Origin of the sequence: Oribacterium sinus (genome assembly GCF_963537195.1) — a bacterium.
In the GTDB taxonomy this organism is placed as follows: domain Bacteria; phylum Bacillota; class Clostridia; order Lachnospirales; family Lachnospiraceae; genus Oribacterium; species Oribacterium sinus_A.
The window spans coordinates 1-20,300 of record NZ_CAUTEG010000038.1 but is presented as its reverse complement, the minus strand read 5'-3'; the positions used below and the strand labels follow the sequence as shown (position 1 = coordinate 20,300).

At 40.6% G+C, this 20,300-nt stretch carries 17 protein-coding genes; 15 read left to right on the top strand and 2 right to left on the bottom strand.

What is annotated here, in order from left to right:
• Window positions 1-85 precede the first annotated feature (85 nt).
• The 5 genes from RYL27_RS06005 to RYL27_RS05985 all read left to right on the top strand — a co-directional run bounded on the left by RYL27_RS06005 (window position 86) and on the right by RYL27_RS05985 (window position 4,058).
• Window positions 86-907 carry a phosphate/phosphite/phosphonate ABC transporter substrate-binding protein gene (locus RYL27_RS06005; RefSeq protein ID WP_314965937.1) on the top strand — a complete coding sequence of 274 codons (822 nt, stop codon included), beginning with the start codon at window positions 86-88 and terminating at the stop codon, window positions 905-907.
• On the top strand, window positions 904-2,082 hold the full coding sequence (locus tag RYL27_RS06000; protein WP_314965935.1) for a cobalamin-independent methionine synthase II family protein: 1,179 nt from the start codon (window positions 904-906) through the stop codon (window positions 2,080-2,082). The genes RYL27_RS06005 and RYL27_RS06000 overlap by 4 nt, the downstream gene beginning before the upstream one ends.
• A gap of 10 nt (window positions 2,083-2,092) precedes the next feature.
• Window positions 2,093-2,563, top strand: coding sequence for a hypothetical protein (locus RYL27_RS05995; RefSeq protein ID WP_314965934.1), 471 nt, complete (start codon window positions 2,093-2,095; stop codon window positions 2,561-2,563).
• 170 nt (window positions 2,564-2,733) lie between these two features.
• Entirely contained in the window at window positions 2,734-3,480 is a 747-nt protein-coding gene (locus RYL27_RS05990; protein ID WP_183682706.1) for an enhanced serine sensitivity protein SseB C-terminal domain-containing protein, read from the top strand.
• A 341-nt stretch (window positions 3,481-3,821) separates the two neighbouring features.
• Complete coding sequence (locus RYL27_RS05985) at window positions 3,822-4,058, top strand: hypothetical protein (protein WP_183682709.1); 237 nt, start codon at window positions 3,822-3,824, stop codon at window positions 4,056-4,058.
• Between the two features lie 214 nt (window positions 4,059-4,272).
• Here RYL27_RS05985 and RYL27_RS05980 read toward each other — a convergent pair whose 3' ends face one another.
• A complete protein-coding gene (locus RYL27_RS05980) occupies window positions 4,273-4,443 on the bottom strand; it encodes a DUF362 domain-containing protein (RefSeq protein WP_007156965.1) in 171 nt (56 codons plus the stop codon).
• Between the two features lie 963 nt (window positions 4,444-5,406).
• On the opposite strand from RYL27_RS05980, the gene RYL27_RS05975 reads away from it, so the two are divergent.
• From RYL27_RS05975 to RYL27_RS05940, 8 genes are all read left to right on the top strand, one after another.
• Entirely contained in the window at window positions 5,407-7,266 is a 1,860-nt protein-coding gene (locus tag RYL27_RS05975; protein WP_314965932.1) for an N-6 DNA methylase, read from the top strand.
• Window position 7,267: 1 nt separating this feature from the next.
• Window positions 7,268-8,458 (top strand): restriction endonuclease subunit S, encoded by a 1,191-nt coding sequence (locus tag RYL27_RS05970; RefSeq protein ID WP_314965929.1) that lies wholly within the window; start codon window positions 7,268-7,270, stop codon window positions 8,456-8,458.
• Between the two features lie 12 nt (window positions 8,459-8,470).
• On the top strand, window positions 8,471-11,707 hold the full coding sequence (locus RYL27_RS05965) for a type I restriction endonuclease subunit R (protein ID WP_314965928.1): 3,237 nt from the start codon (window positions 8,471-8,473) through the stop codon (window positions 11,705-11,707).
• Between the two features lie 206 nt (window positions 11,708-11,913).
• Window positions 11,914-12,513 (top strand): DUF6088 family protein, encoded by a 600-nt coding sequence (locus RYL27_RS05960; RefSeq protein WP_314965926.1) that lies wholly within the window; start codon window positions 11,914-11,916, stop codon window positions 12,511-12,513.
• A 2-nt stretch (window positions 12,514-12,515) separates the two neighbouring features.
• On the top strand, window positions 12,516-13,517 hold the full coding sequence (locus RYL27_RS05955; protein ID WP_314965925.1) for a nucleotidyl transferase AbiEii/AbiGii toxin family protein: 1,002 nt from the start codon (window positions 12,516-12,518) through the stop codon (window positions 13,515-13,517).
• Between the two features lie 128 nt (window positions 13,518-13,645).
• Window positions 13,646-15,382, top strand: coding sequence for an ABC-F family ATP-binding cassette domain-containing protein (locus tag RYL27_RS05950; protein WP_308579193.1), 1,737 nt, complete (start codon window positions 13,646-13,648; stop codon window positions 15,380-15,382).
• A 123-nt stretch (window positions 15,383-15,505) separates the two neighbouring features.
• A complete protein-coding gene (locus RYL27_RS05945) occupies window positions 15,506-15,793 on the top strand; it encodes a type II toxin-antitoxin system RelB/DinJ family antitoxin (RefSeq protein WP_014262062.1) in 288 nt (95 codons plus the stop codon).
• Complete coding sequence (locus RYL27_RS05940; protein ID WP_014262063.1) at window positions 15,793-16,071, top strand: type II toxin-antitoxin system YafQ family toxin; 279 nt, start codon at window positions 15,793-15,795, stop codon at window positions 16,069-16,071. Before RYL27_RS05945 ends, RYL27_RS05940 begins: the two co-directional genes overlap by 1 nt.
• Before the next feature lie 44 nt (window positions 16,072-16,115).
• Here the strand turns inward: RYL27_RS05940 and RYL27_RS05935 are convergent, their stop codons facing one another.
• Entirely contained in the window at window positions 16,116-18,278 is a 2,163-nt protein-coding gene (locus RYL27_RS05935) for a Tex family protein (protein WP_314965922.1), read from the bottom strand.
• A gap of 559 nt (window positions 18,279-18,837) precedes the next feature.
• Here RYL27_RS05935 and RYL27_RS05930 point away from each other — a divergent pair.
• Together RYL27_RS05930 and RYL27_RS05925 are read left to right on the top strand one after the other, a co-directional pair.
• Window positions 18,838-19,266 (top strand): PPC domain-containing DNA-binding protein, encoded by a 429-nt coding sequence (locus tag RYL27_RS05930; protein ID WP_183682729.1) that lies wholly within the window; start codon window positions 18,838-18,840, stop codon window positions 19,264-19,266.
• A gap of 474 nt (window positions 19,267-19,740) precedes the next feature.
• The coding region (locus tag RYL27_RS05925; RefSeq protein ID WP_314965921.1) for a manganese efflux pump MntP at window positions 19,741-20,300 on the top strand (560 nt) is incomplete at its 3' end.

Below are 20,300 nucleotides of genomic sequence, written 5' to 3'. Positions count from 1 at the left end.
TAGCAGGGGCTTATAGCCCCGAGCAAACCACCCGTTTGACGGGTGGTAGTGATTTTGCGGGATGATATAAAGAAAAGAGGATAAAATGGAAAAGATAAAGTTAGGGGCAGTCATTTATGCGCCAAAGGTAACTGTTATTTGGGGAATTATTCAGGAGTTTTTCGAGAAGGAAAATTGTCCTATTGAACCGGTTTTTTATAAGGATTATAAGAGTCAGGTGGACGGACTGATGAGTGGGGAAATTGATATTGCCTGGAACTCTCCTTTGGCCTGGCTGGACAGTTATTTACGTAGCAAGGGAGAATGTTTAAATGGCTCCATGCGTGATACGGATCAGGATCGTAAAAGCTACCTGGTGGTAAGAAAGGACAAGGGCTATCAGACTATTTCGGATATCAAGGGAAAGACTATCGGATTTGGCGCCTATGACTCTCCTCAGGCGCGTTTGATTCCCATTTATCATTTGCATAAGAATGGCTTGGAGTTTGAAAAGGACTATACGGAAAAGCGCTTTGATATCGGTCTTGGCCTCCATGGAGACCATGTGGGAGGAGAGCTGGATGCGGCAAAGGCTATGCTTTCCGGTGAAGTAGACGGAAGCTGGATGCTGGATTTAAACTACAAGGCTTGGATTTTAGACGGAACCTTAGATGAATCTCAGGTGCAGATTTTATCCGAGACAGATTTCTTTGATCATTGTATTTTTACCGGAAGAGCAGATTTTTCTAAAGAAGCCTTTGCCCATTTTACAGAGGTTCTGCATAAAATGGATTACAAGAATCCTGCCCATAAGGAGATGATGGACATGGAAGGTTTGAAGGCTTGGGTACCGGGAAGAACCAAGAATTTTGAGCAGATTAAGAAGGCTAATGAGTACCTGCATTTTTTTGAGAAGGAGAATGCATGAGTAAGAACTTTCTCCCCTTTACCAGCTCCCTAATTGGGAGTATGCCAAGAACTAAGGAATTACTTTCGGGAAAACGTCGCCTGCAAAACGGACAGCTTTCCCAAGAGGATTATGAGGCCATACTTCTCAGAGAAACGGAAGAAGTGATTCGTTTGCAGGAAAGAAACGGAGTAGACATTCTTACCGGGGGAGAGTTGAGCCGGGACAATTACGTTTCCTTTGTGGCGGAAAAGCTGGAAGGTGCTACCATGATGAGCATGGCGGACATGCTGCCTTACATGGAGGATAAGCAGGGCTTTGAAGAAATTCTGGATACCCTGGATGTGCCGGCAGTTAGTATCAAAAATGCCATTTGTACCGGGAAAATCAAAAGGAAAGAAAGTCTTTTAAAGGAAGAGATCCTTAGAATCCGGCAGTTTTCGGATAAGGAGATCAAGGCGACTCTTCCCGGCCCTTACCTGATGACCCGTTCCATGTGGCTTCCGGCCCTTTCTTCCAAGGTCTATGACAGCAAAGAGGAGTTGGGAAAAGATGTAGTGGCTCTGTTAAAAGAAGAAATTGAAGAGCTTAGGCAAATGGGGGTATCGGTGATTCAGCTGGACGAGCCGGTGCTTACAGAGGTAGTCTTTAGCAAGGGGAAAACCAGATCCTTTATGTGTGCCGCCTTGTCAGAGAAGAAAGATCCTACAGAGGAATTGGAATTTGCCACTTCTTTATTAAAGGAGGTGGTGGATTTTATGAAGGAAAAGGAACTTTGCAGCGTTCTTCATGTTTGCAGAGGGAACTGGAGTAAGAATGAGGGAATTCTTTTAACAGGCTCCTACACACCTTTGGTTCCTTTATTTGCCAAGGTACTTCCTTCGGTTTTGGCCTTGGAATACTCCACTAAGAGGGCGGGAGACTTATCTTCCCTTTTGGAAAATGCTGCAATTCGGGAAAATTGTATTTTGGGCTTAGGAGTGATCAATCCAAGAATTGATGTAGTAGAATCCGGAGAAAGCATAGTACAACGGGCGGAGGAGGCATTGCAATATCTGCCAAAGGAAAGAGTATGGTTGAATCCGGACTGCGGCTTTGCTACCTTTGCCAATCGCCCTGTAAATGAATTTCCCTGTATTGAGGCCAAATTAAAGGAGTTGCACAGAGCCCAGGAATTTTTACGGAAAAAGTATTAGGAGGAAGCTTGTGGAAAGCCACGAATATGAAATGCACCATCAGGACTTACGCTATCGCGGTATAGTAAGGCAGGATGGGCAGGTTCAGGTTTATATGCAAAACTATTGTATAGATTCTTCTAAGGAAATGGAGTTTGACAGCAAAAAAGATACGGATACCTCTGTGAACCTTTTCTGTGCAGGCCTGCTTTCCGGAATTCTTCATGGTATTTGCAGTTTTATGAAGAAGGAAGGGAATCCTCTGGAGGATGTGGAAGCAAAGGCGAGGGTGGTTTTAGACCACCCTCTATCCTACTTAGGAGTAAAAGGATACGAAGAAAGCCCGAGAATCTCTAAAATTACCATTGACCTGTATTTCTATAGCTTTTTGGAAGAGGAAGAGGCAATAGAACGGTGTAAGGAAGCTTTGAAAAAGAATATTTTGTATCAAAGTCTGTCTCCTGCTGTGGAGATAGACCTTCATTATCATTCTTCTCTTTAATGAAAGTTCTATTATGGTGTTACGATTTTTGCCATGGTCAGGGGAATGTAATTTTTGCCATGGTCAGAGTAATGTGTTTTTGTCATAATCCGGGTATTAGGATTTTTTACAAAACTTGTGCAGTTTAGGCCTCTATGTTAAAATGGCAAAGGAAAAGGAGGTCTATTTCCATGAGTGATTATAGAGAAAAGAAGAATGCCCGCCTGCTAATGGCGATACACGGTTTACAGGCTGAGCCTAATCAGCAGTGGGAAGACCGTTTGATGGATGCGTTGAATCATCATACAGAATTTTATGTTCCTATGCGAACTGTTGGAGAGGGACAGGAAAGAAAGCCTGCTTTTGCCGTAGTAGAGGATAAGGATCATAATCATTTTTATGTTTTGTTTACTTCACAAGAAAAGGCAAAGCATTGGACTAAGGGACTGGAAACCCATGCTGTTTTAAGCTTCCACCAGGTAGCTTCCATGGCTTTGGGGGATCCCCGAATCTCCGGCTTTGTGATTAATATGAATACCGAAAACTTTATCCTGTGGCGTCAGTTTATCGTAAATTGCTTCCACCAGAATCAAGCGCATTTGATGGGACAGGATCCGGTGCAGGTTTCCGATGCTATTGAGTTTTCCGACCCGGTGGGAGACACCAAGGAATTGGAAGAGGCTCTGGCAGAGTATATGCGGGATGACCAGAATGTTATGGCTGCATACTTGGTGGGAGCTCGTCAAAATGATAAGGAGTTTAATGTTTGCATCGTTAGTCATGTAGGCAGTATTCAGCCAAGCTTCTCCAACATTTCCGTATTGGGAAGAGATTTTGGCGGAAATACGCCTCTGGCGGTAATGTCTTATCAGAATAAGAAGGCGGAAGACGCTGTAAAGGATAGAATGCCTTTCTACAGAAGACCCTTCGTGCTATAAGCCGGGAAAAGATCCTATACATTATAGAAGATAGAGGAGAAGCAGAGATAAAAGTATTCTTGAATATAAGTACTCATGAATATAAGTATTCTGTAACGTAAGTATTCTGTAATATAGGGTTATCAGACAAAACAGAATAAACATCAGAAGTAGAAGCAAAGCCAATTAGGAGTCCGTTTTTTCGGACTCCTTTTTTGTTATCCTAAATTTCGTAGTAGCGTATTCGAAGAATATAGAACAAAAATAAAAACAAACATTTATTCGAGAATATCTATTTACAAAACAAATGTACTGTTTTATAATATGGAAAAGCTAATCCGAAAGGAAGCGAGGAGGAGAAAATGATGAAGATTACGTTAAAAACCTTTGAGATATTTGTTGCTTGTATGCTGGGATTCGGTCTGGTGGGAATGCTGTCTATCCTTCCTCAGGTAAGATGGATGGCGTATTTTGCCGTTGTAGCTTCTCTGTTCTTTTTATGGCAGATTGAGGAAGAAAAGAAGAGAAGAAAGAAAAAAGTACAGTTCTATAAGAAGATGGGAAAGATTATTGCTCGTAGGCTCCATGAAAGTGCCTAGATGGATGGGGCAGATATAAGCTTAGTCTTTGAATAATGCGTGATACTTTGCTTTAAATAAGTAAGCATGAGAAATATCGAAATGTATATAGAGATTTTTTAAAGCGAAAAAGCTCTTGGAAGGTCTTTGAGAAAAGAAAAAAGTTGCTCGAAGGAGCAACTTTTTTTGAACTCTTATTCATAATAACTGCCCTGCGATACGCAAGACATCTTGATTATTCAGCTGCGATTGCTCCGGTTGGGCATGGCTCTTCGCAAGCGCCACAATCGATGCAAGTATCTGGATCTACAACATACTTTGTTGGGCCCTCAGAAATTGCCTCTACTGGACATACTGCTGCACATGCTCCACAGCTTACGCACTCATCACTAACTACGTGTGCCATAATGGTTCCTCCTTTTTAATGATAAATAGACTAAGTGTAACTTCACCTCCCAGTAAAGTCCTCTATATTCTAAAGCATTTGTGGAATATTGACAAGAATTTCTCAGAATTCCCTTGTTCAAAATAAAAACCAGCGGAAAATAGTTGATTAATTAGATGAAGAGAATATACTGGTGATAGCACAATAAATTATAAGTATTTGTAAGAAAGGAGGATGCTATGGGAAAGAAGAAAAATAGGCATTTCTCACGCTCTCAGTATAGAGAAATAATTCCTTTTCAATTAGCATCTTTGCTAGCACTCATGTTAACCAGAGACCATTCCATTCTATATTACCTGGCAATTTTCCTACTATCCATATCGCTTCTTTTTAATAGTTTGTATGTTCTAAGAAGAATATAGTAAGAATATTTAAAGTATATTCTAGAAATCCAAAAAAGAGAATCATAGGATTCTCTTTTTTTGCTACTGAACCATAGTCAAGAAAAATTCACAACAGGCGTTGTCAAACGGATATCCTTTTCCGCTTGAACGTTACACTTTTGCTGTTCTTTAATCTGCTTGGCGGTTATGATGTCGCCAACTTCTGTTTTGATTTCAGAGTGGAGGCGAATCATTTGCCAAGTGCAGAGAGGGATACGCCGTATTTCTTAGAGAGAGCATTGTGGGTCTTGACGTTATGGTACAAGGCAATGAGGGATGAGACCTTAATATGAGGCCTCATCCTTTCGTTATTATATTGAAAATCCTCGCTCTTGTTGGATTGAGAACTTCAATTCAACATTGAAAAATAGACTAATTAACAATATACTATTTTTGGATATTATTGCTAAGATAATGGCAATTTGGAGGACTGAAATGCACGTAAGCTATAAGAAACTTTGGAAGATGCTCATTGACTTGGATATGAGTAAAACAGAGTTGATTCAGAAATCAAAAAATCACAACAAATGCAATGGCGCATATGGGAAAAAATGAAGATATCCGTGTGGAGTCTTTAGTAAAAATATGTTCAGCACTTGGATGTACTTTTGATGATATAGCAGAAATTATTCCTGATAAAAAGTTAAGGAGTTTTAATGCCATGACGGACAAGGAACTAAAAGAATTAAAAGACACTCTATGGCACTCTGCCGATGTTCTTCGTGCAAGTGCACATTTAGCAGCAAATAAATATGGTCAGCCTATTCTAGGACTTATCTTTCTGAGATATGCCGACATCTTATATAAACAACATAAAGAAGAAATTGAAGAAGAATACAATCGTCTTAAAGGTGGACGTATGGAAAAATCCATGAAAGAGATTTCCATCGAGAAATGTGGCTTCTATCTACCTGAATGTGCTTACTATGACTTCATTAACAATGCACCGGACGATGCAAACAAGGCTACTCTTGTAAAGAAAGCTATGGAAGCCATTGAAGATGAGAATCCTAAAATAGATGGTGTACTTCCAAAAGAAGTTTACGCACAGTTAGTACCGGAAGAAGAACCGGAACTTCTTTCTAATATCGTGCGTATTTTTAAGGATATTCCTGAAAATAGCACTATTGATATTTTTGGTGAAATCTATGAATATTTCTTAGGGAACTTCGCACTTGCGGAAGGTAAGGATGGAGGAACATTCTATACCCCTGCAACAGTTGTTAGATATATGGTAGAGGTATTAGATCCTCAGCCGGGTGAAAAGAAGTTCTTAGATCCGGCCTGTGGTTCTGGAGGGATGTTTGTTCAGGCCGCACGATACATGCATAATCATAACGCCAGTGAAAGCGAGCAAATGAAGTTCCGTTGCTATGGTGTTGAGAAAGAACCGGACACTGTAAAACTCGCTAAGATGAACCTTCTTCTTAATAATGTACGTGGTGACATTACACAAGCTAACTCGTTTTATTCTGATCCATATAATGCATTCGGACAATTCGATTATGTAATGGCGAATCCGCCTTTTAATGTAGATGAGGTTGTGGTTGAGAAGGTTTCTGACGATGCACGTTTTAATACGTATGGCGTACCACGAAATAAGAGTAATTCAACAAAGAAAAAATCTGATAAGAAAGAAACTGTACCTAACGCAAACTATTTGTGGATTGGCTACTTTGCTACCGCCTTAAACGAAAATGGTAAAGCAGCACTTGTTATGGCTAACTCTGCATCTGATGCATCCGGTTCAGAATATGATATTAGAAAGAAAATGATTGAAGAAGGCATCATCTCTCAGATGGTGACCCTTCCTTCTAATATGTTCTCATCGGTAACTCTTCCTGCAACACTTTGGTTCTTCGATAAACAGAAGCCAAACACTGAGAAGAAAAATGAAATCTTATTTATTGATGCAAGAAATGTATTTACACAGATTGACCGTGCTCACAGAAAGTTCTCTGATGAGCAGATTAAGAATCTTGGCGTTATCACAAAGCTTTATCACGGAGATACACAGGCTCTTGTTGATTTGATTGATGAGTATAAAACTGAGCTTGCTAATGCACCGGAAACTTCTGATGACAAAGAAGTTCTTACAAAAGCATATTGGCAGTCACAGATTGACTGGTTGACGGAAAGATTCCCGAACGGTGTATATGCTGATATTATCGGTCTTTGTAAGGCGGCGCTAATGGATGGTGAAGACGGAATTATTGAACAGGACTACTCCCTCAACGCAGGACGTTATGTTGGTGTGGTTATTGAAGACGATGGATTAACCGAGGAAGAGTTTAAGGAAGAAATGTTATCCTTGAATGCCGAGTTCACTTCATTAAGTGCTGAGGCAAAGAAACTTGAAGAACTCATCGCAAAAAATCTGAAAGGATTGTTGGGTGAGTGATATGGAATATGTAAGATTTGGAGAATTATACAAAATACCATCGTGCAATGGTCTATCTAGACCAAGCGCTGTTCGTGGTGAAGGCTACAAGATGGTAAATATGGGAGAGCTATTTTCTAATGATATTATTAATGATATGTATATGGAAAGAGTTCAAATGAATGAACGAGAGAAAAAAAAATTTCTTCTTGAAAAGGGCGATTTATTATTTGCTAGACAATCACTAGTTGCAACCGGTGCTGGGAAATGTTCTGTTGTTAATAATTTAGCTGAAAAAACAACTTTTGAATCGCACTTAATTCGTGTAAGATTGGATGAAACTAGAGCTAATCCATTGTATTATTACTATTTATTTCAACTGTCATATAACCCAGTGAAAACTATCGTAAATCAGTGTGCACAAGCTGGGATACGAGGAACAGAATTAGTAAGAATAAAAGTTCCGTTACCGAACATAGAGTATCAAAATACCATTGCAAATGCGCTTTTCCAATATGACAAGTTAATTGAAAACAACAACAAGCGTATCAAGTTATTGGAGCAAATGGCAGAGAATCTATATAAAGAATGGTTTGTAAGATTTCGCTTTCCGGGATATGAGGATATTGAGGTTGAGGAGAAGAAACCTAGAGGTTGGCAAGTTGGCACAGAAGAGAAAAAGCATTTGGTACCTTCTATCTTCAAATATGATGAGTTAGGAAATATTGGGAGCTTTGTGAGAGGAAAAAATATTACTGCCGAAAAGATGCTCAAAGGAGATATTACTGTGATTTCAGCAGGATTACAACCTTCTGGATACCATAATGAAGCGAATGTATGTGGTGAAAGCCTTACAATCAGTGCTTCGGGAGCTAACGCAGGATATCTTCAATATCATTTGCGGGATATTTGGGCTGCAGATTGTTCCTACTATCAGGGTGATGCAACAATTTGGTTTGTATATAATACGCTTAAATATATCCAACCAGTTATTAGTAATTTGCAATGTGGAGCGGCACAACCACATGTATATCCTAAAAACATCAATAAGCTCTGTGTCTTAATTCCGACAGAGGAATTAATAAACAAATATAATGATTTTGTTAAACCGTATTATGATGAAATCAAAATACTGAAACAGCACAATCAATTACTTGCAAAGCAACGAGATATGCTTTTACCGCGCTTAATGAGCGGAAAAATTGAAGTGTAAGGCGGTCTTTACATGCGTAATTTTATATCTGAAGATGATATAGAACAGGCTATACTTACAAAATTAAAAGCTGAACCATTTAAATATGATATCCTCATTTGTGATGCTGATCCAAGCAAGCGTGATGATTTGAATGATGGCACAGGAAGAACTTCAAAGAAGGAATGTGTTCTTCCTGATGTTATGTTGTCTTCTCTTAAGCGTATTAATCTAACTATCGAAGAAGATAAAATTAAAGAGATAGTAAAGACATTAAGGCAAGATTATTCAGGAACGGACGTTGTAGATACTAATTACAAATTATACAGGCAAATTCGTAATAATATAAAAATCACAGTTCGTAGAAACGGAAAAGAGGACTTTGATTTTGTTAAGCTTATCGATTTTGAGCATCCGGAGAACAATACTTTCACAGCAGTATCGCAGATGTGGATACAGGGGAAGGTCTACTACAGAAGACCGGATATCCTTATCTTCATCAATGGTATGCCCCTTGTGTTTATCGAACTGAAAAATAGCATTGTTAAGCTTGAAGAAGCCTACAACAAGAATCTGAAAGATTACATGCGAGATATTCCGAATCTCTTTGCATTTAATCAGATTTGTGTGCTTTCAAATGGTTTGGAGACGAAGCTTGGTGCATTTAATGCAAGCTATGACTATTTCTTTGAATGGCTCAAGATTGACAGTGAAAAGGAAAAACTGGATCGAGAAGCTATTCTCTCAGCAGATAGTGTAAAGGATAGCTCAGTCAGATATTTTGTTGATGGTCTTCTTAACAAAGATAGATTGATTGACTATATTGAAAACTTTATTCTCTTTGAAAATCAGAGAATAAAGATTATCGCTAAGAACCACCAGTACTTAGGTGTAAATAACCTAATGGAATCCGTCGAGAACAGAAAAGAGCTTAATGGTAAGCTTGGTGTTTTCTGGCATACACAGGGCTCAGGCAAATCCTATTCTATGGTTATGTTTGCCCGTAAAGTGAAGCGTAAGATTCAAGGTAATTTCTCGTTCCTCGTTATTACAGACCGTGAGGATTTGGATACTCAGATTCATAAGAACTTCGTACGTACTGAGGTTATTGGTTCTAAAGAAGAATGCCAGCCTAAGGATAGTAAGCAGTTAAGAGATTTTCTAACTACCAATAAGGCTTTTATCTTTACTTTGATTCATAAGTTCAGATACGACAAAACAAAGAAATATCCGATTCTTTCTACTCGTGACGATATTATTGTCCTTGTTGATGAAGCACACAGAACACAGTATAAGGACTTGGCAGAGAACATGAGAACTGCACTTCCGAATGCTAATTTTGTTGCATTTACCGGAACGCCACTCCTTGGTACAAAACGCCTTACAAATCAGTGGTTTGGAGATTATGTATCAGAGTATAATTTTGCACAGTCTGTTGAAGACGGCTCTACAGTACCTTTATTCTATTCCAGACGAGTTCCGGAAGTTGGACTTGAGAATGATTTCCTTGACGATGACATTGTGGACATTATCGAAGAAGAAAATTTAAACGAGGATGAAACACGTCTGTTAGAAAACGCATCTTCTCGTATTTTAGAGGTCATCAAGCGTGATGACAGACTGGATAAGGTTGCACAGGATATTGCCTATCACTTCCCAAGACGTGGATTCCTGGGAAAAGGTATGGTTATATCTGTCGATAAATATACTGCTGTCAAAATGTATGATAAGGTTCAGCATTACTGGGCTATAGAAAAGCAGAACATCATGAAAGAGCGAAATACTGCTTCTACTAAGGAAGAACGTGATCGGCTCACTCGCATTCTTGCTTATATGAATAATGTTGAAATGGCTGTTATCATCTCAGAGGAAAATGATGAAGAAGCCAAGTTTGCAAAGCAGGGCTTACGGATATCTGAGCATCGTGCAAAGATGAAAGAAATCACACCGGACGGTAGAGATATTGAGGATAGATTCAAAGATCCTAATGATTCGTTGCAGCTCGTATTCGTGTGTGCGATGTGGCTGACAGGATTTGATGTCAAGAATCTTTCTACACTCTACTTGGACAAGCCGATGAAAGGTCATACCCTAATGCAGGCGATTGCTCGTGCCAACAGAGTGTATCCGGGAAAAACTGCCGGAATCATTGTTGATTATGTCAACGTGTTTAAATACATGAAGAAGGCATTAACAGAATATGCCACCGGCAATGACGGAACAGAATTCCCTGCAAAGGATATTGACCAGCTAATAGGCTATATTGACGGTACTATTGAAGAGGCGGATTCCTTCCTAAGGTCAATGAGCATCGACCTAGAAAAGATAATTGCTGATTCTAATATACTGGATAAACTGGATGCATTAAGAAGTGCTTATGACACTATCGTTGCCAAAGATGATAATAAAGAGAAATTCAAGGTTATCCTCAATGCTTTGACGAATCTTTATGAAGCATCAAAGCCGGAAATCTTTGAGAAGAATTGGAGCAACGATAAGTTTGCACCGCTTGTGTATCTGCATGGTCTTTTTTATCACGCTATTGATGATGAAAAAGTCGCTCGTGCCAGACAGAGAATGAATCAGGTACTTGATGGTAGCGTGACCGCAAGCCGGGAATTTGTCATCAGCTATGTTCGTGATGAACCACAGTATTTGATTAAAGGTACAAAAGCAATTGATCTTTCTAAGGTCGATGTGGAACAGCTACGAAAAGAAATCAAAGTTGCCAAGTATAAGGCTATTGAAATCAACGATTTGAAGGCGTTTATTGAGCAAGCCTTGGAACAGATGCTTAATAAAAACTGTACGAGAACAAAATTTTCAGAAAGATTCAAGCGTATTATTGACTCCTATAATGCAGGTGGAACTGAAAACGAGGATTATTACGAGCAACTTGTAAAACTTCTTGAAGATCTTCGTCAGGAAGATAATCGTGCAAATACAGAAGGTCTTACAGAAGAAGAGATGGAAATCTATGATTTGCTGATTGCAGGAAAGAAACTAACACAAGCTGAGGAGCAAAAAGTAAAACTATCTGCTAAGAATCTTTATAAGAAATTAGTGGATAATCGCAGTAGCCTTCTAGTAGTAGATTGGTACAAAGATGAACAGCCACGTGCCAAGTTGAAACATGAGGTGGAGCTATCTCTGAATGATGATCTGCCTGAAAGCTATGATAAAGTATCCTTTGATTCTAAGGTATCCCTTCTCATGAACCATTTTGTGGATATGGCAGTTCAGGGATATGGATGGATTGGAGTTGCATAGTCCTTGGGAGAGATGATGTTGAAGTTCTCGTACATTTGGAAATCCTTTCGCAAGATATTTAAAATGCGACACAGTGTGTAGCAAATTCATAGAGGTGAAAACATGCAAAAGCAGCCATTTTTAGAACATACCGAGGAGATTTACTACCATTGACCCTTTGCACCAAATATTATACAATATTTGGTGCAAAGGAGGTGGCATATCAAGTGAATTATAAGCAAAAAATATTAAGTAGGATAGAAAATTTTGACTCCAATCAGGTTTTCATCGCCAATGATTTTTTTGATATTGCAGGATATGAAACAGTTCGCAGTACATTAAATCGTCTGGTAGAAGATAAAGTGATCATCCGTATTATGAAAGGCATCTACTATAAGCCAAAATATATAGAACTGATTGGAGAGTATGAAGCACCGTCCGTGAATGAAGTTGCGAATGCAATTGCCAGAAAATATAATTGGACGATTGCTCCATCGGGCAATACGGCTTTAAATTTATTAGGCTTGTCTACGCAAGTCCCGGCAAAGTGGACATACATCTCAGACGGAAGATATGTCAGTTTCAGTTTCGGTAATGCAACAATCGAATTTAAGCGTAGAAATAATGGAGATGTTTCCAAAATGTCAACACTTACTGCAATGGTTATACAATCTATTAAGGCAATCGGAAAAGATAAAATCACTTCAAAGCAGATTGATTATCTACGAGAAAAATTATCCGAAAAAGAAAAATCGGAACTACTTGCGGATAGTAAAACCACAAGTGCCTGGGTATACGGCGTTATTAAGAAAATTTCAAAGGTGTAGAAATGTTTGAATACAAAAAGATGTCAAAAAATGAATTGGAGCAAGTTATCAAAAATGCTTCCTTGAAAATAGGTGTAAATGAGGTAATTCTTGAAAAAGATTATTGGGTATGCTTTGTTTTGAATTATCTCTTCTCAAAGTGTAAGTGGAAAGAGGCTTTTACTTTTAAGGGTGGCACAAGCCTTTCAAAGTGCTTTAATTTAATTCACAGATTTTCTGAAGATATTGACTTAATACTTGATTGGAGAGTAATAGGGTATAGCTTTGATGAACCGTGGCAAGAACGCTCCAACACAAATCAAGATAAATTTAATAAAGACTCCAATCAAAAGACAGAAGACTTTCTAAAAATTGAATTTCTTCCTCAGTTAGAAAGTGATTTTAGAGATATGCTTAATGAGGAATTTCATATAAGAATAGATGAAAGCGATCTGCAGACAGTATTGTTTGAATATCCGAAAGTATTTAAGTCTTCGTATGTAACACAAGTAGTAAGACTTGAGATTGGAACACTGGCAGCATGGACACCATCGGAAGCAGTTCATATTGTGCCTGATATACAAAAAATATATCCTATGCTCTTTGAGGGGGATTTCATAGAAGTAAAAACCGTTCTTCCTGAAAGAACATTCTGGGAGAAAGCGACTATCCTTCATCATGAAGCAAACAGACCTGAAGAGCTTGCAATACCGAAAAGATATGCAAGACACTATTATGATTTAGTTTGTATTGCAAATTCGAGGTATAAAGACAGCGCTTTTAAGAGCCATGAGCTCCTTGAAAAAGTTGTTCAGTTTAAACAGAAATTTTATCCGAGAAAATGGGCAAAATATGAAGAAGCCACAACCGAAACAATCAGACTTATGCCTGATGAGTATCGCCTAAGGGATATTAAAGAAGATTATAAAAATATGACTGAGATGTTCTTTGGCGAGTATCCGAGTTTTGAAGAACTGATGAATTCAGTGCTTGAACTGGAAAAAGAAATTCACGAAATTAAATAATGCACCAAAAATAATATAGTATTTGGTGCAAAGCGTGGAGGGAGAGTAAAATCTTTCGCTCTTTTTTATTGAAAACAGGAGGAAAAAAACCATAGCCGAAAGTCAGGGAATCCAGTATACTAAATCCTATGATTTTAAATATCTCTAATTTAAGTAAATCCTATGTAGGACAATCAGTATTAAAGGAAGTATCTTTTCATCTTGAGGAAAAGGAAAAGGCGGCCATTGTGGGAATCAATGGTTCAGGAAAGACTACGTTACTCCGCTGTATTCTGGGAATTGAGGAGGCAGATGAGGGGGGGATTGCATTTTCCAAAGATAAAAAGATGGCTTACCTTGCGCAGCAGCATGCGGATATGGAGCAGGAGGATGAAGAATACGAGTCTCTTTCCGGAGGGCAGAAGACCAAGAAGAGATTGGAAGAAATCCTGATGGAGAAGCCCGACCTTTTGATTTTGGACGAGCCGACAAACCACTTGGATATCGGCTCTATTCAGTGGTTGGAAAAGGTCCTAAAGCGCTATGATGGGGCTGTTCTTTTGGTGTCCCATGACCGATACTTTTTAGATAAAATCGTGACGAAGGTAATTGACCTGGAACGGGGAAAGGCCCGGATGTATCTGGGAAATTACACCGCCTATGCGGAAAAGAAGAAAATGATTCGGGAGGCGGAAAGAAAGGCTTACGAGAATCAACAGGCGGAAATCAAACATCAGGAAGCGGTTATCGAAAAGCTAAAGCAGTTCAACCGGGAAAAAAGCATTAAGAGGGCAGAGTCTCGAGAAAAGCTTCTGTCCAAGGTGGAGCGACTGGAGCAACCGGAGGATTTACAGAACGAGATGCGACTTTTGTTTATGCCAAGGGAAGCCTCCGGAAATGACGTTTTGATTGCGAAAGATTTAGGAAAAAGTTTTGATGGTAAAAGGCTGTTCTCCCATGGGACTTTTTCCATTCAAAGAGGAGAACATGTAGCAGTAATCGGAGATAACGGTACCGGAAAGACAACGCTTTTAAAGATTTTAAATGGCCTGATTCAGGCGGATGAAGGGGAGTTTCGTCTGGGCTCCAAAGTGAAGATTGCCTACTATGACCAGGAGCATGCCGTTCTTCATATGGAAAAAACTCTGTTTGATGAAATTCAGGACACTTATCCTGATATGAACAACACCCGGGTTCGTAATGTACTGGCGGCCTTTCTTTTTACAGGAGATGATGTATATAAAAAAGTTGGGGACCTTTCCGGTGGAGAAAGGGGTAGAGTGAGCTTGGCAAAGCTTATGCTTTCCGATGCCAACTTCCTGATTTTGGACGAGCCTACCAACCACTTGGATATTCAGGGAAAAGAAGTTCTGGAAGAAGCTATCCGTAACTATGAGGGAACGGTTTTATATGTTTCCCATGACCGATATTTTATCAACCAAACAGCCACAAGAATCATGGAGCTTTTTTCCAATCGTTTTGATAATTATATCGGAAATTACGACTATTATCTGGAAAAGAAGGAAGATGTCAGAAGCTACGGTGACAGCCTTCAAAAGGATACAGTACAAAACACTTGGGTAGACCCTGAGGAATTAAAGAAGGCCCAGGAGAAAGAGGCTGCCAAGCAGGATTGGGCGTCTCAAAAGGAATTTGCCGCAAAGAAAAGAAAATGGGAGACCAGCCTGAAAAAGGCAGAGGAAGAAATTGCCCGCTTGGAAGAAAAAATCACGGAACTCTCTACCGCCATGGAAGAGGTGGGAAGTGATGCAGGCAGACTTATGGAACTCCATAAAGAGCAGGAAGCCGCAGAAGCCTCCCTACAGGAACAATATGCCATCTGGGAAGAAAGCTCCTTGGCATTGGAAGAGCTGGAAGAGGGATAAAAAAGGGACTGTCAAACTTCATGCTATTCGTTTTTTGCGAGAGTATGAAGAAGTTTCACATTGTATTGTATTTGCTTGCACAAAGTGATATTATCCCTATAAGAAAGCAGGGAGGTGAAAACTATGGCAAAAACGGCGAATATCAATGTCCGTATTGATCCGGAAACAAAAGCGAGTGCGGAACAGTTATTTTCAAGCTTTGGAATTACAGTAACCGATGCCATCAATATTTTTCTTCATAAATCACTGATGGAGGGAGGACTTCCTTTTGAAATGAAACAGCCTCGTTTCAACTTGGAAACGGAAATGGCGATGGAGGAAGCAAAGCTCATTATGGCAGGAAAAATTCCCGCCAAGCGTTATGCCTCGGTACACGAATTATTGGATGAGCTGGAAACGGACGGTGAATAATGTTAGAGCTTGTAACCACAGGTGCCTTTCGCAAGGATTTGAAACTTGCAAAAAAACGAGGCTATGATCTATCTTTGCTTGAAACGGTACTAAATACTCTTTTAGAAGAAAAAACCTTGGATCAGCGTTATCACGACCATGCTTTAACCGGAAATTATATCGGGTTTCGAGAATGTCATATCCTGCCGGATTGGCTACTTATTTATGCGGTAAATAAATCACAACTGATCCTCACAGCTTCAAGGACGGGGACGCACTCCGATTTGTTTGGGAGATAGGGTACATCTGTTTTCGCAGATGTACCTTTTATATTAGTCCCCCCTTACTCTACATCCTTCATACTTAAGGAAATCTTCTTCCTAGCCACATCCACAGACAAGACCTTCACCTTCACTATATCCCCAAGCTTTACCACATCCAAAGGATGCTTCACAAATTTCTTGGAGAGCGCGGAAATATGCACAAGGCCGTCCTGATGCACCCCGATATCCACAAAGGCACCGAAGTCAATGACATTTCTTACGGTTCCCTGTAGAACCATGCCTTCTTTTAAATCTTCCAGTTCCAGCACATCCTCTCGAAGGATGGGGGCGGGAACATCTTCTCTTGGGTCTCTTCCCGGCTTTGCTAAAGCTTCAATAATATCCTTTAAGGTATATTCTCCTACGGAAAGTTTCTGCTCTACGCCCTTTAATCCACCGGGGAGAGAAGAAAGGATTTTTCCCATTTCCTTGCCTTTTCCGGAGAGTAGTTCATTCTCCGCAATTCCCGCTAATGCCAGCATTTCCTTCGCTACGCTGTAGGATTCGGGATGCACGGAGGTCATATCCAAAAGCTCTTTTCCCCCACGGATTCTGAGGAATCCGGCACTCTGCTCAAAGGCCTTCGGTCCTAGCTTGGCCACCTTTAAAAGCTCTTTTCGAGACTTGAAGGCACCGTTTTCTTCCCGGAAAGCCACAATATTTTTGGCAATAGTCTTGCTGATTCCGGAAATGTAGGAGAGGAGAGAGGCAGAGGCAGTGTTTAAGTCTACCCCTACCTTATTTACACAGTCCTCCACCACCTTGTTTAACTGCTCTGTAAGCTTACTTTGGTTCATGTCATGCTGATATTGTCCCACACCGATGGACTTGGGATCAATTTTCACAAGCTCCGCCAAGGGGTCTTGCAAACGCCTTGCCATGGAGGTGGAGCTTCTTTCTCCCACATCAAAATTTGGGAATTCTTCTGTGGCAAGCTTGCTGGCAGAATATACGGAGGCCCCTGCTTCATTGACAATCACATATTTTACAGGGCTCTTTTGCTCCTTTAAATAGTCGGAAATCACCTTTTCCGATTCTCTGGAGGCGGTTCCATTTCCCAAAGCGATAATATCCACATGGTGCTTTTGAATCAGCTGGTGGATTTTCGCCATAGATTCCTTCACCTGATTTTTAGGAGGGGTGGGATAAATGACGGTGGTATCCAGTACCTTTCCGGTGGCATCCACCACGGCGATTTTACAGCCGGTACGAAAGCCCGGATCCCAGCCTAAAACTACCTTTCCGGTAATGGGTGCCTGCATCAAAAGCTGCTTTAAGTTATCGGAGAAAACCAGGATGGCCCCGTCCTCCGCCTTTTCGGTCAAAATGTTTCGGATTTCCGTCTCAATAGAGGGGGCAATCAGACGCTTGTAGGAGTCGGCAATGGCTTCCTCGAGGTAAGGTCTGCATTTTCCTTTCTTACTGACTTGCACCTGCTCCTCTATATAATGAAGGATTTCTTCTTCAGGAAAACGGAGTTTTACGCTGAGAATTTTTTCCTTTTCCCCACGGTTTAAGGCAAGAATTCTATGCCCCGGGATAGACTGAACTTTTTCCTCGTAGGAGAAGTAATTTTCATAGGTCTTACTTTCCGGCGTTTCCTCCTTTTCCTTTAGAGAGGAGCAAATGAAGCCCTCCTTCAGGCTCTTGTTTCGAATCCATTCTCTTAAGCGGGCATCCTCGGAGAAGTCCTCCGCCAAAATATCCTTGGCGTAGTTTAAGGCATCGGTAGCAGTCAGCACTTCTTTTTCCGGAGAAATATACTTTTCCGCCTCTGCTTCCAGATTAGCACAGGGGAGAAGAAGAGCCTTAGCCAGTTCTTCCAGCCCCTTTTCTCTGGCAATCATGCCTCTGGTTCTCCGCTTTGGCTTATAGGGAAGGTACAGGTCCTCCAGACGAACGGCGGTATCTGCGGCCAGGATTTCCTTTTTCAATTCCTCCGTTAATTTTCCCTGCTCCTCAATACTATGGAGAATACTTTCTCTTCGCTCCTCCAGCTTCCGAAGATATTGCAGCTTTTCCTCCAGATTTCGTAGCTCTTCATCATTTAAACCGGAGGTTAGCTCCTTACGATAGCGGGCAATAAAGGGGACGGTATTTCCTTCATCCAAAAGCTGTACTGCTGCCTCTACCTGTTTTTTCTTTAAGGACAAATCCTCGCTGATTTTCTGAATAATATCCATTTTTTTGCTCTTCTCCTTTTTTTGATTTCTTCCTACGGATAGACCTGCCATTTTCTGTACAATTTCTATCCGTCTGATAGGCTTGCCATTTTCTTTGCCGGTTCCAACCTTCTGCATAGGAAGAAATAGCTTTTACCATTCCAAAACTAGTTCAAAAATTCTGCCTAAGTATACAATAGCTTTGTTTTTTCCGAAAGAGAATCGCCGAGATTTTCCCGAAGAGGCCTGGAATCGCCAAGATTTTCCCGAAGAAGCCTGGAATCGCCAAGATTTTCCCGAAGAAGCCTACAATCGCCGAGATATTCTGAAGAAGCCTGGAATTGCCGAGATTTTTCCGAAGAAACAAGTTTTTTCCAAAATAAACCTATTACGGGATTACGGGCTTTTTCCTGTGTGCGGATAGAAAAAAACCGTGCACAGCGTTATACTGTAAAAGAAAACTGTTCACAGCGTTATCCTGAAAAAGAAAACTAATCACAGTGATATACTGGAAAGGAAAACGATTTACAGCGTTACGCGAAAAGACAAGTTGAGTTTGAGTGAAGAGAAAGGAGATTCTATGGAGTTTCGTAAAATCGGAGAGGACTATGTGGTACGTTTAGACAGGGGAGAGGAAGTGATGGAATGCCTGACAAGCCTTTGTGAGAAGGAAGGCATTGCCTTGGCAAGTATTTCCGGTATCGGTGCTTCCGATTGTATGGAAGTGGGACTTTATAATGTGCACGAGAAGAAATACTATCCCAAGGAGTTTACCGGGGAAATGGAGATCACTTCCCTCCTTGGCTCTGTAACGGAAAAGGACGGAAAGCCCTATTTGCACATCCATGCCAATGCCTGTGATGAAGAGCTTCGTGGCATTGGAGGACATTTGAAAAAATGCAGAATCTCCGGAACGGGAGAAATCTTCCTGCATACCCTTCCCGGCAAGGTGGGAAGACAGGAAGATTTAAAGGGGCAGACCGGGCTGAATGTTTTTGCCTTTGAATAAACCGTTCCGGCTTGACATTCGGAAAGAACAGCTCTTGGATAAAGTTTCGGAAAATGTCTTGCCATGCCAAGACTCGATTTACTGTATCGGAAGAAGAACAGTCTGAAATGCTGTTAGAATTGACTAACCTCGTGCTTTTATGGGAAACTCCTTAAGAGCAGTGAGGGAGTAGCATACGCGAAAGCGCAACAAGTCAACATACTGGCGGGAAGCCTGGCTTGTTTTAAAATGCGAGACTCATGTATAACGCAAGCTATACATGGAGTCTGTCATAGGATTTTTAAGGTATAGCGAGCAATCGTTATACCTTTTTGTTTTTTAGAAAGTACCGCTAATGTATCACGGGGGTTCTCATTTTTCCTGCGGGTTAGCGCTGAAGTGCGGGAGTTTTCGTTGTGTAGGAGTAGTGTAGAAGAATCACAGGAACAGGATTCGACTTGGGCTTAGAATCAGAAATCAAAAGTCAGGAGCGTTATGAAGTTTATTATCAATAGTTTTTTATTGGGAGCAGGCCTTGCTATGGATGCGGTAACGGTTTCCATGGCCAACGGCCTGGCGGAAAAAGGAATGCAGGAAAAGAAGAGGTGGTGTATTGCAGGAGTATACGGCTTCTTCCAGTTTTTGATGCCACTTTTGGGCTGGATTATGGTACATTGTTTGTTGCAGTATTTTCAGAAGCTGGAAAGTTTGATTCCCTGGATTTCTTTAGGACTTCTACTCTATATCGGTGGGAAAATGCTGCTTGCCGGTATTCAGAAAAAGGAGGAAGAGGCGGAATCCATTCTGACAAAGAAGGATTTACTGCTTCAGGGAATCGCCACCTCTATCGATGCTCTTTCTGTTGGCTTTACTATCGCAAGCTATACTCTGACGAAGGCACTGTTGGTTTCTCTGATTATCGGAGGGGAAACCCTGCTTCTTTGTTACCTTGCCATCGGCATAGGGAAAAAATGCGGAACGATTCTTTCCAATAAGGCGGAAATCCTAGGTGGCGTTATATTGATTTTGATTGGATTGGAAATATTTTTCTTTTA

Excerpts from the sequence above, each read along its gene's own strand:
- RYL27_RS06005 (WP_314965937.1), top strand. The coding sequence starts at position 86 with ATGGAAAAGATAAAGTTAGGGGCAGTCATTTATGCGCCAAAGGTAACT.
- RYL27_RS06000 (WP_314965935.1), top strand. The coding sequence starts at position 904 with ATGAGTAAGAACTTTCTCCCCTTTACCAGCTCCCTAATTGGGAGTATG.
- RYL27_RS05990 (WP_183682706.1), top strand. The coding sequence starts at position 2,734 with ATGAGTGATTATAGAGAAAAGAAGAATGCCCGCCTGCTAATGGCGATA.
- RYL27_RS05985 (WP_183682709.1), top strand. The coding sequence starts at position 3,822 with ATGATGAAGATTACGTTAAAAACCTTTGAGATATTTGTTGCTTGTATG.
- RYL27_RS05980 (WP_007156965.1), bottom strand. The coding sequence starts at position 4,443 with ATGGCACACGTAGTTAGTGATGAGTGCGTAAGCTGTGGAGCATGTGCA.
- RYL27_RS05975 (WP_314965932.1), top strand. The coding sequence starts at position 5,407 with ATGGGAAAAAATGAAGATATCCGTGTGGAGTCTTTAGTAAAAATATGT.
- RYL27_RS05970 (WP_314965929.1), top strand. The coding sequence starts at position 7,268 with ATGGAATATGTAAGATTTGGAGAATTATACAAAATACCATCGTGCAAT.
- RYL27_RS05965 (WP_314965928.1), top strand. The coding sequence starts at position 8,471 with ATGCGTAATTTTATATCTGAAGATGATATAGAACAGGCTATACTTACA.
- RYL27_RS05955 (WP_314965925.1), top strand. The coding sequence starts at position 12,516 with ATGTTTGAATACAAAAAGATGTCAAAAAATGAATTGGAGCAAGTTATC.
- RYL27_RS05950 (WP_308579193.1), top strand. The coding sequence starts at position 13,646 with ATGATTTTAAATATCTCTAATTTAAGTAAATCCTATGTAGGACAATCA.
- RYL27_RS05945 (WP_014262062.1), top strand. The coding sequence starts at position 15,506 with ATGGCAAAAACGGCGAATATCAATGTCCGTATTGATCCGGAAACAAAA.
- RYL27_RS05940 (WP_014262063.1), top strand. The coding sequence starts at position 15,793 with ATGTTAGAGCTTGTAACCACAGGTGCCTTTCGCAAGGATTTGAAACTT.
- RYL27_RS05935 (WP_314965922.1), bottom strand. The coding sequence starts at position 18,278 with ATGGATATTATTCAGAAAATCAGCGAGGATTTGTCCTTAAAGAAAAAA.
- RYL27_RS05930 (WP_183682729.1), top strand. The coding sequence starts at position 18,838 with ATGGAGTTTCGTAAAATCGGAGAGGACTATGTGGTACGTTTAGACAGG.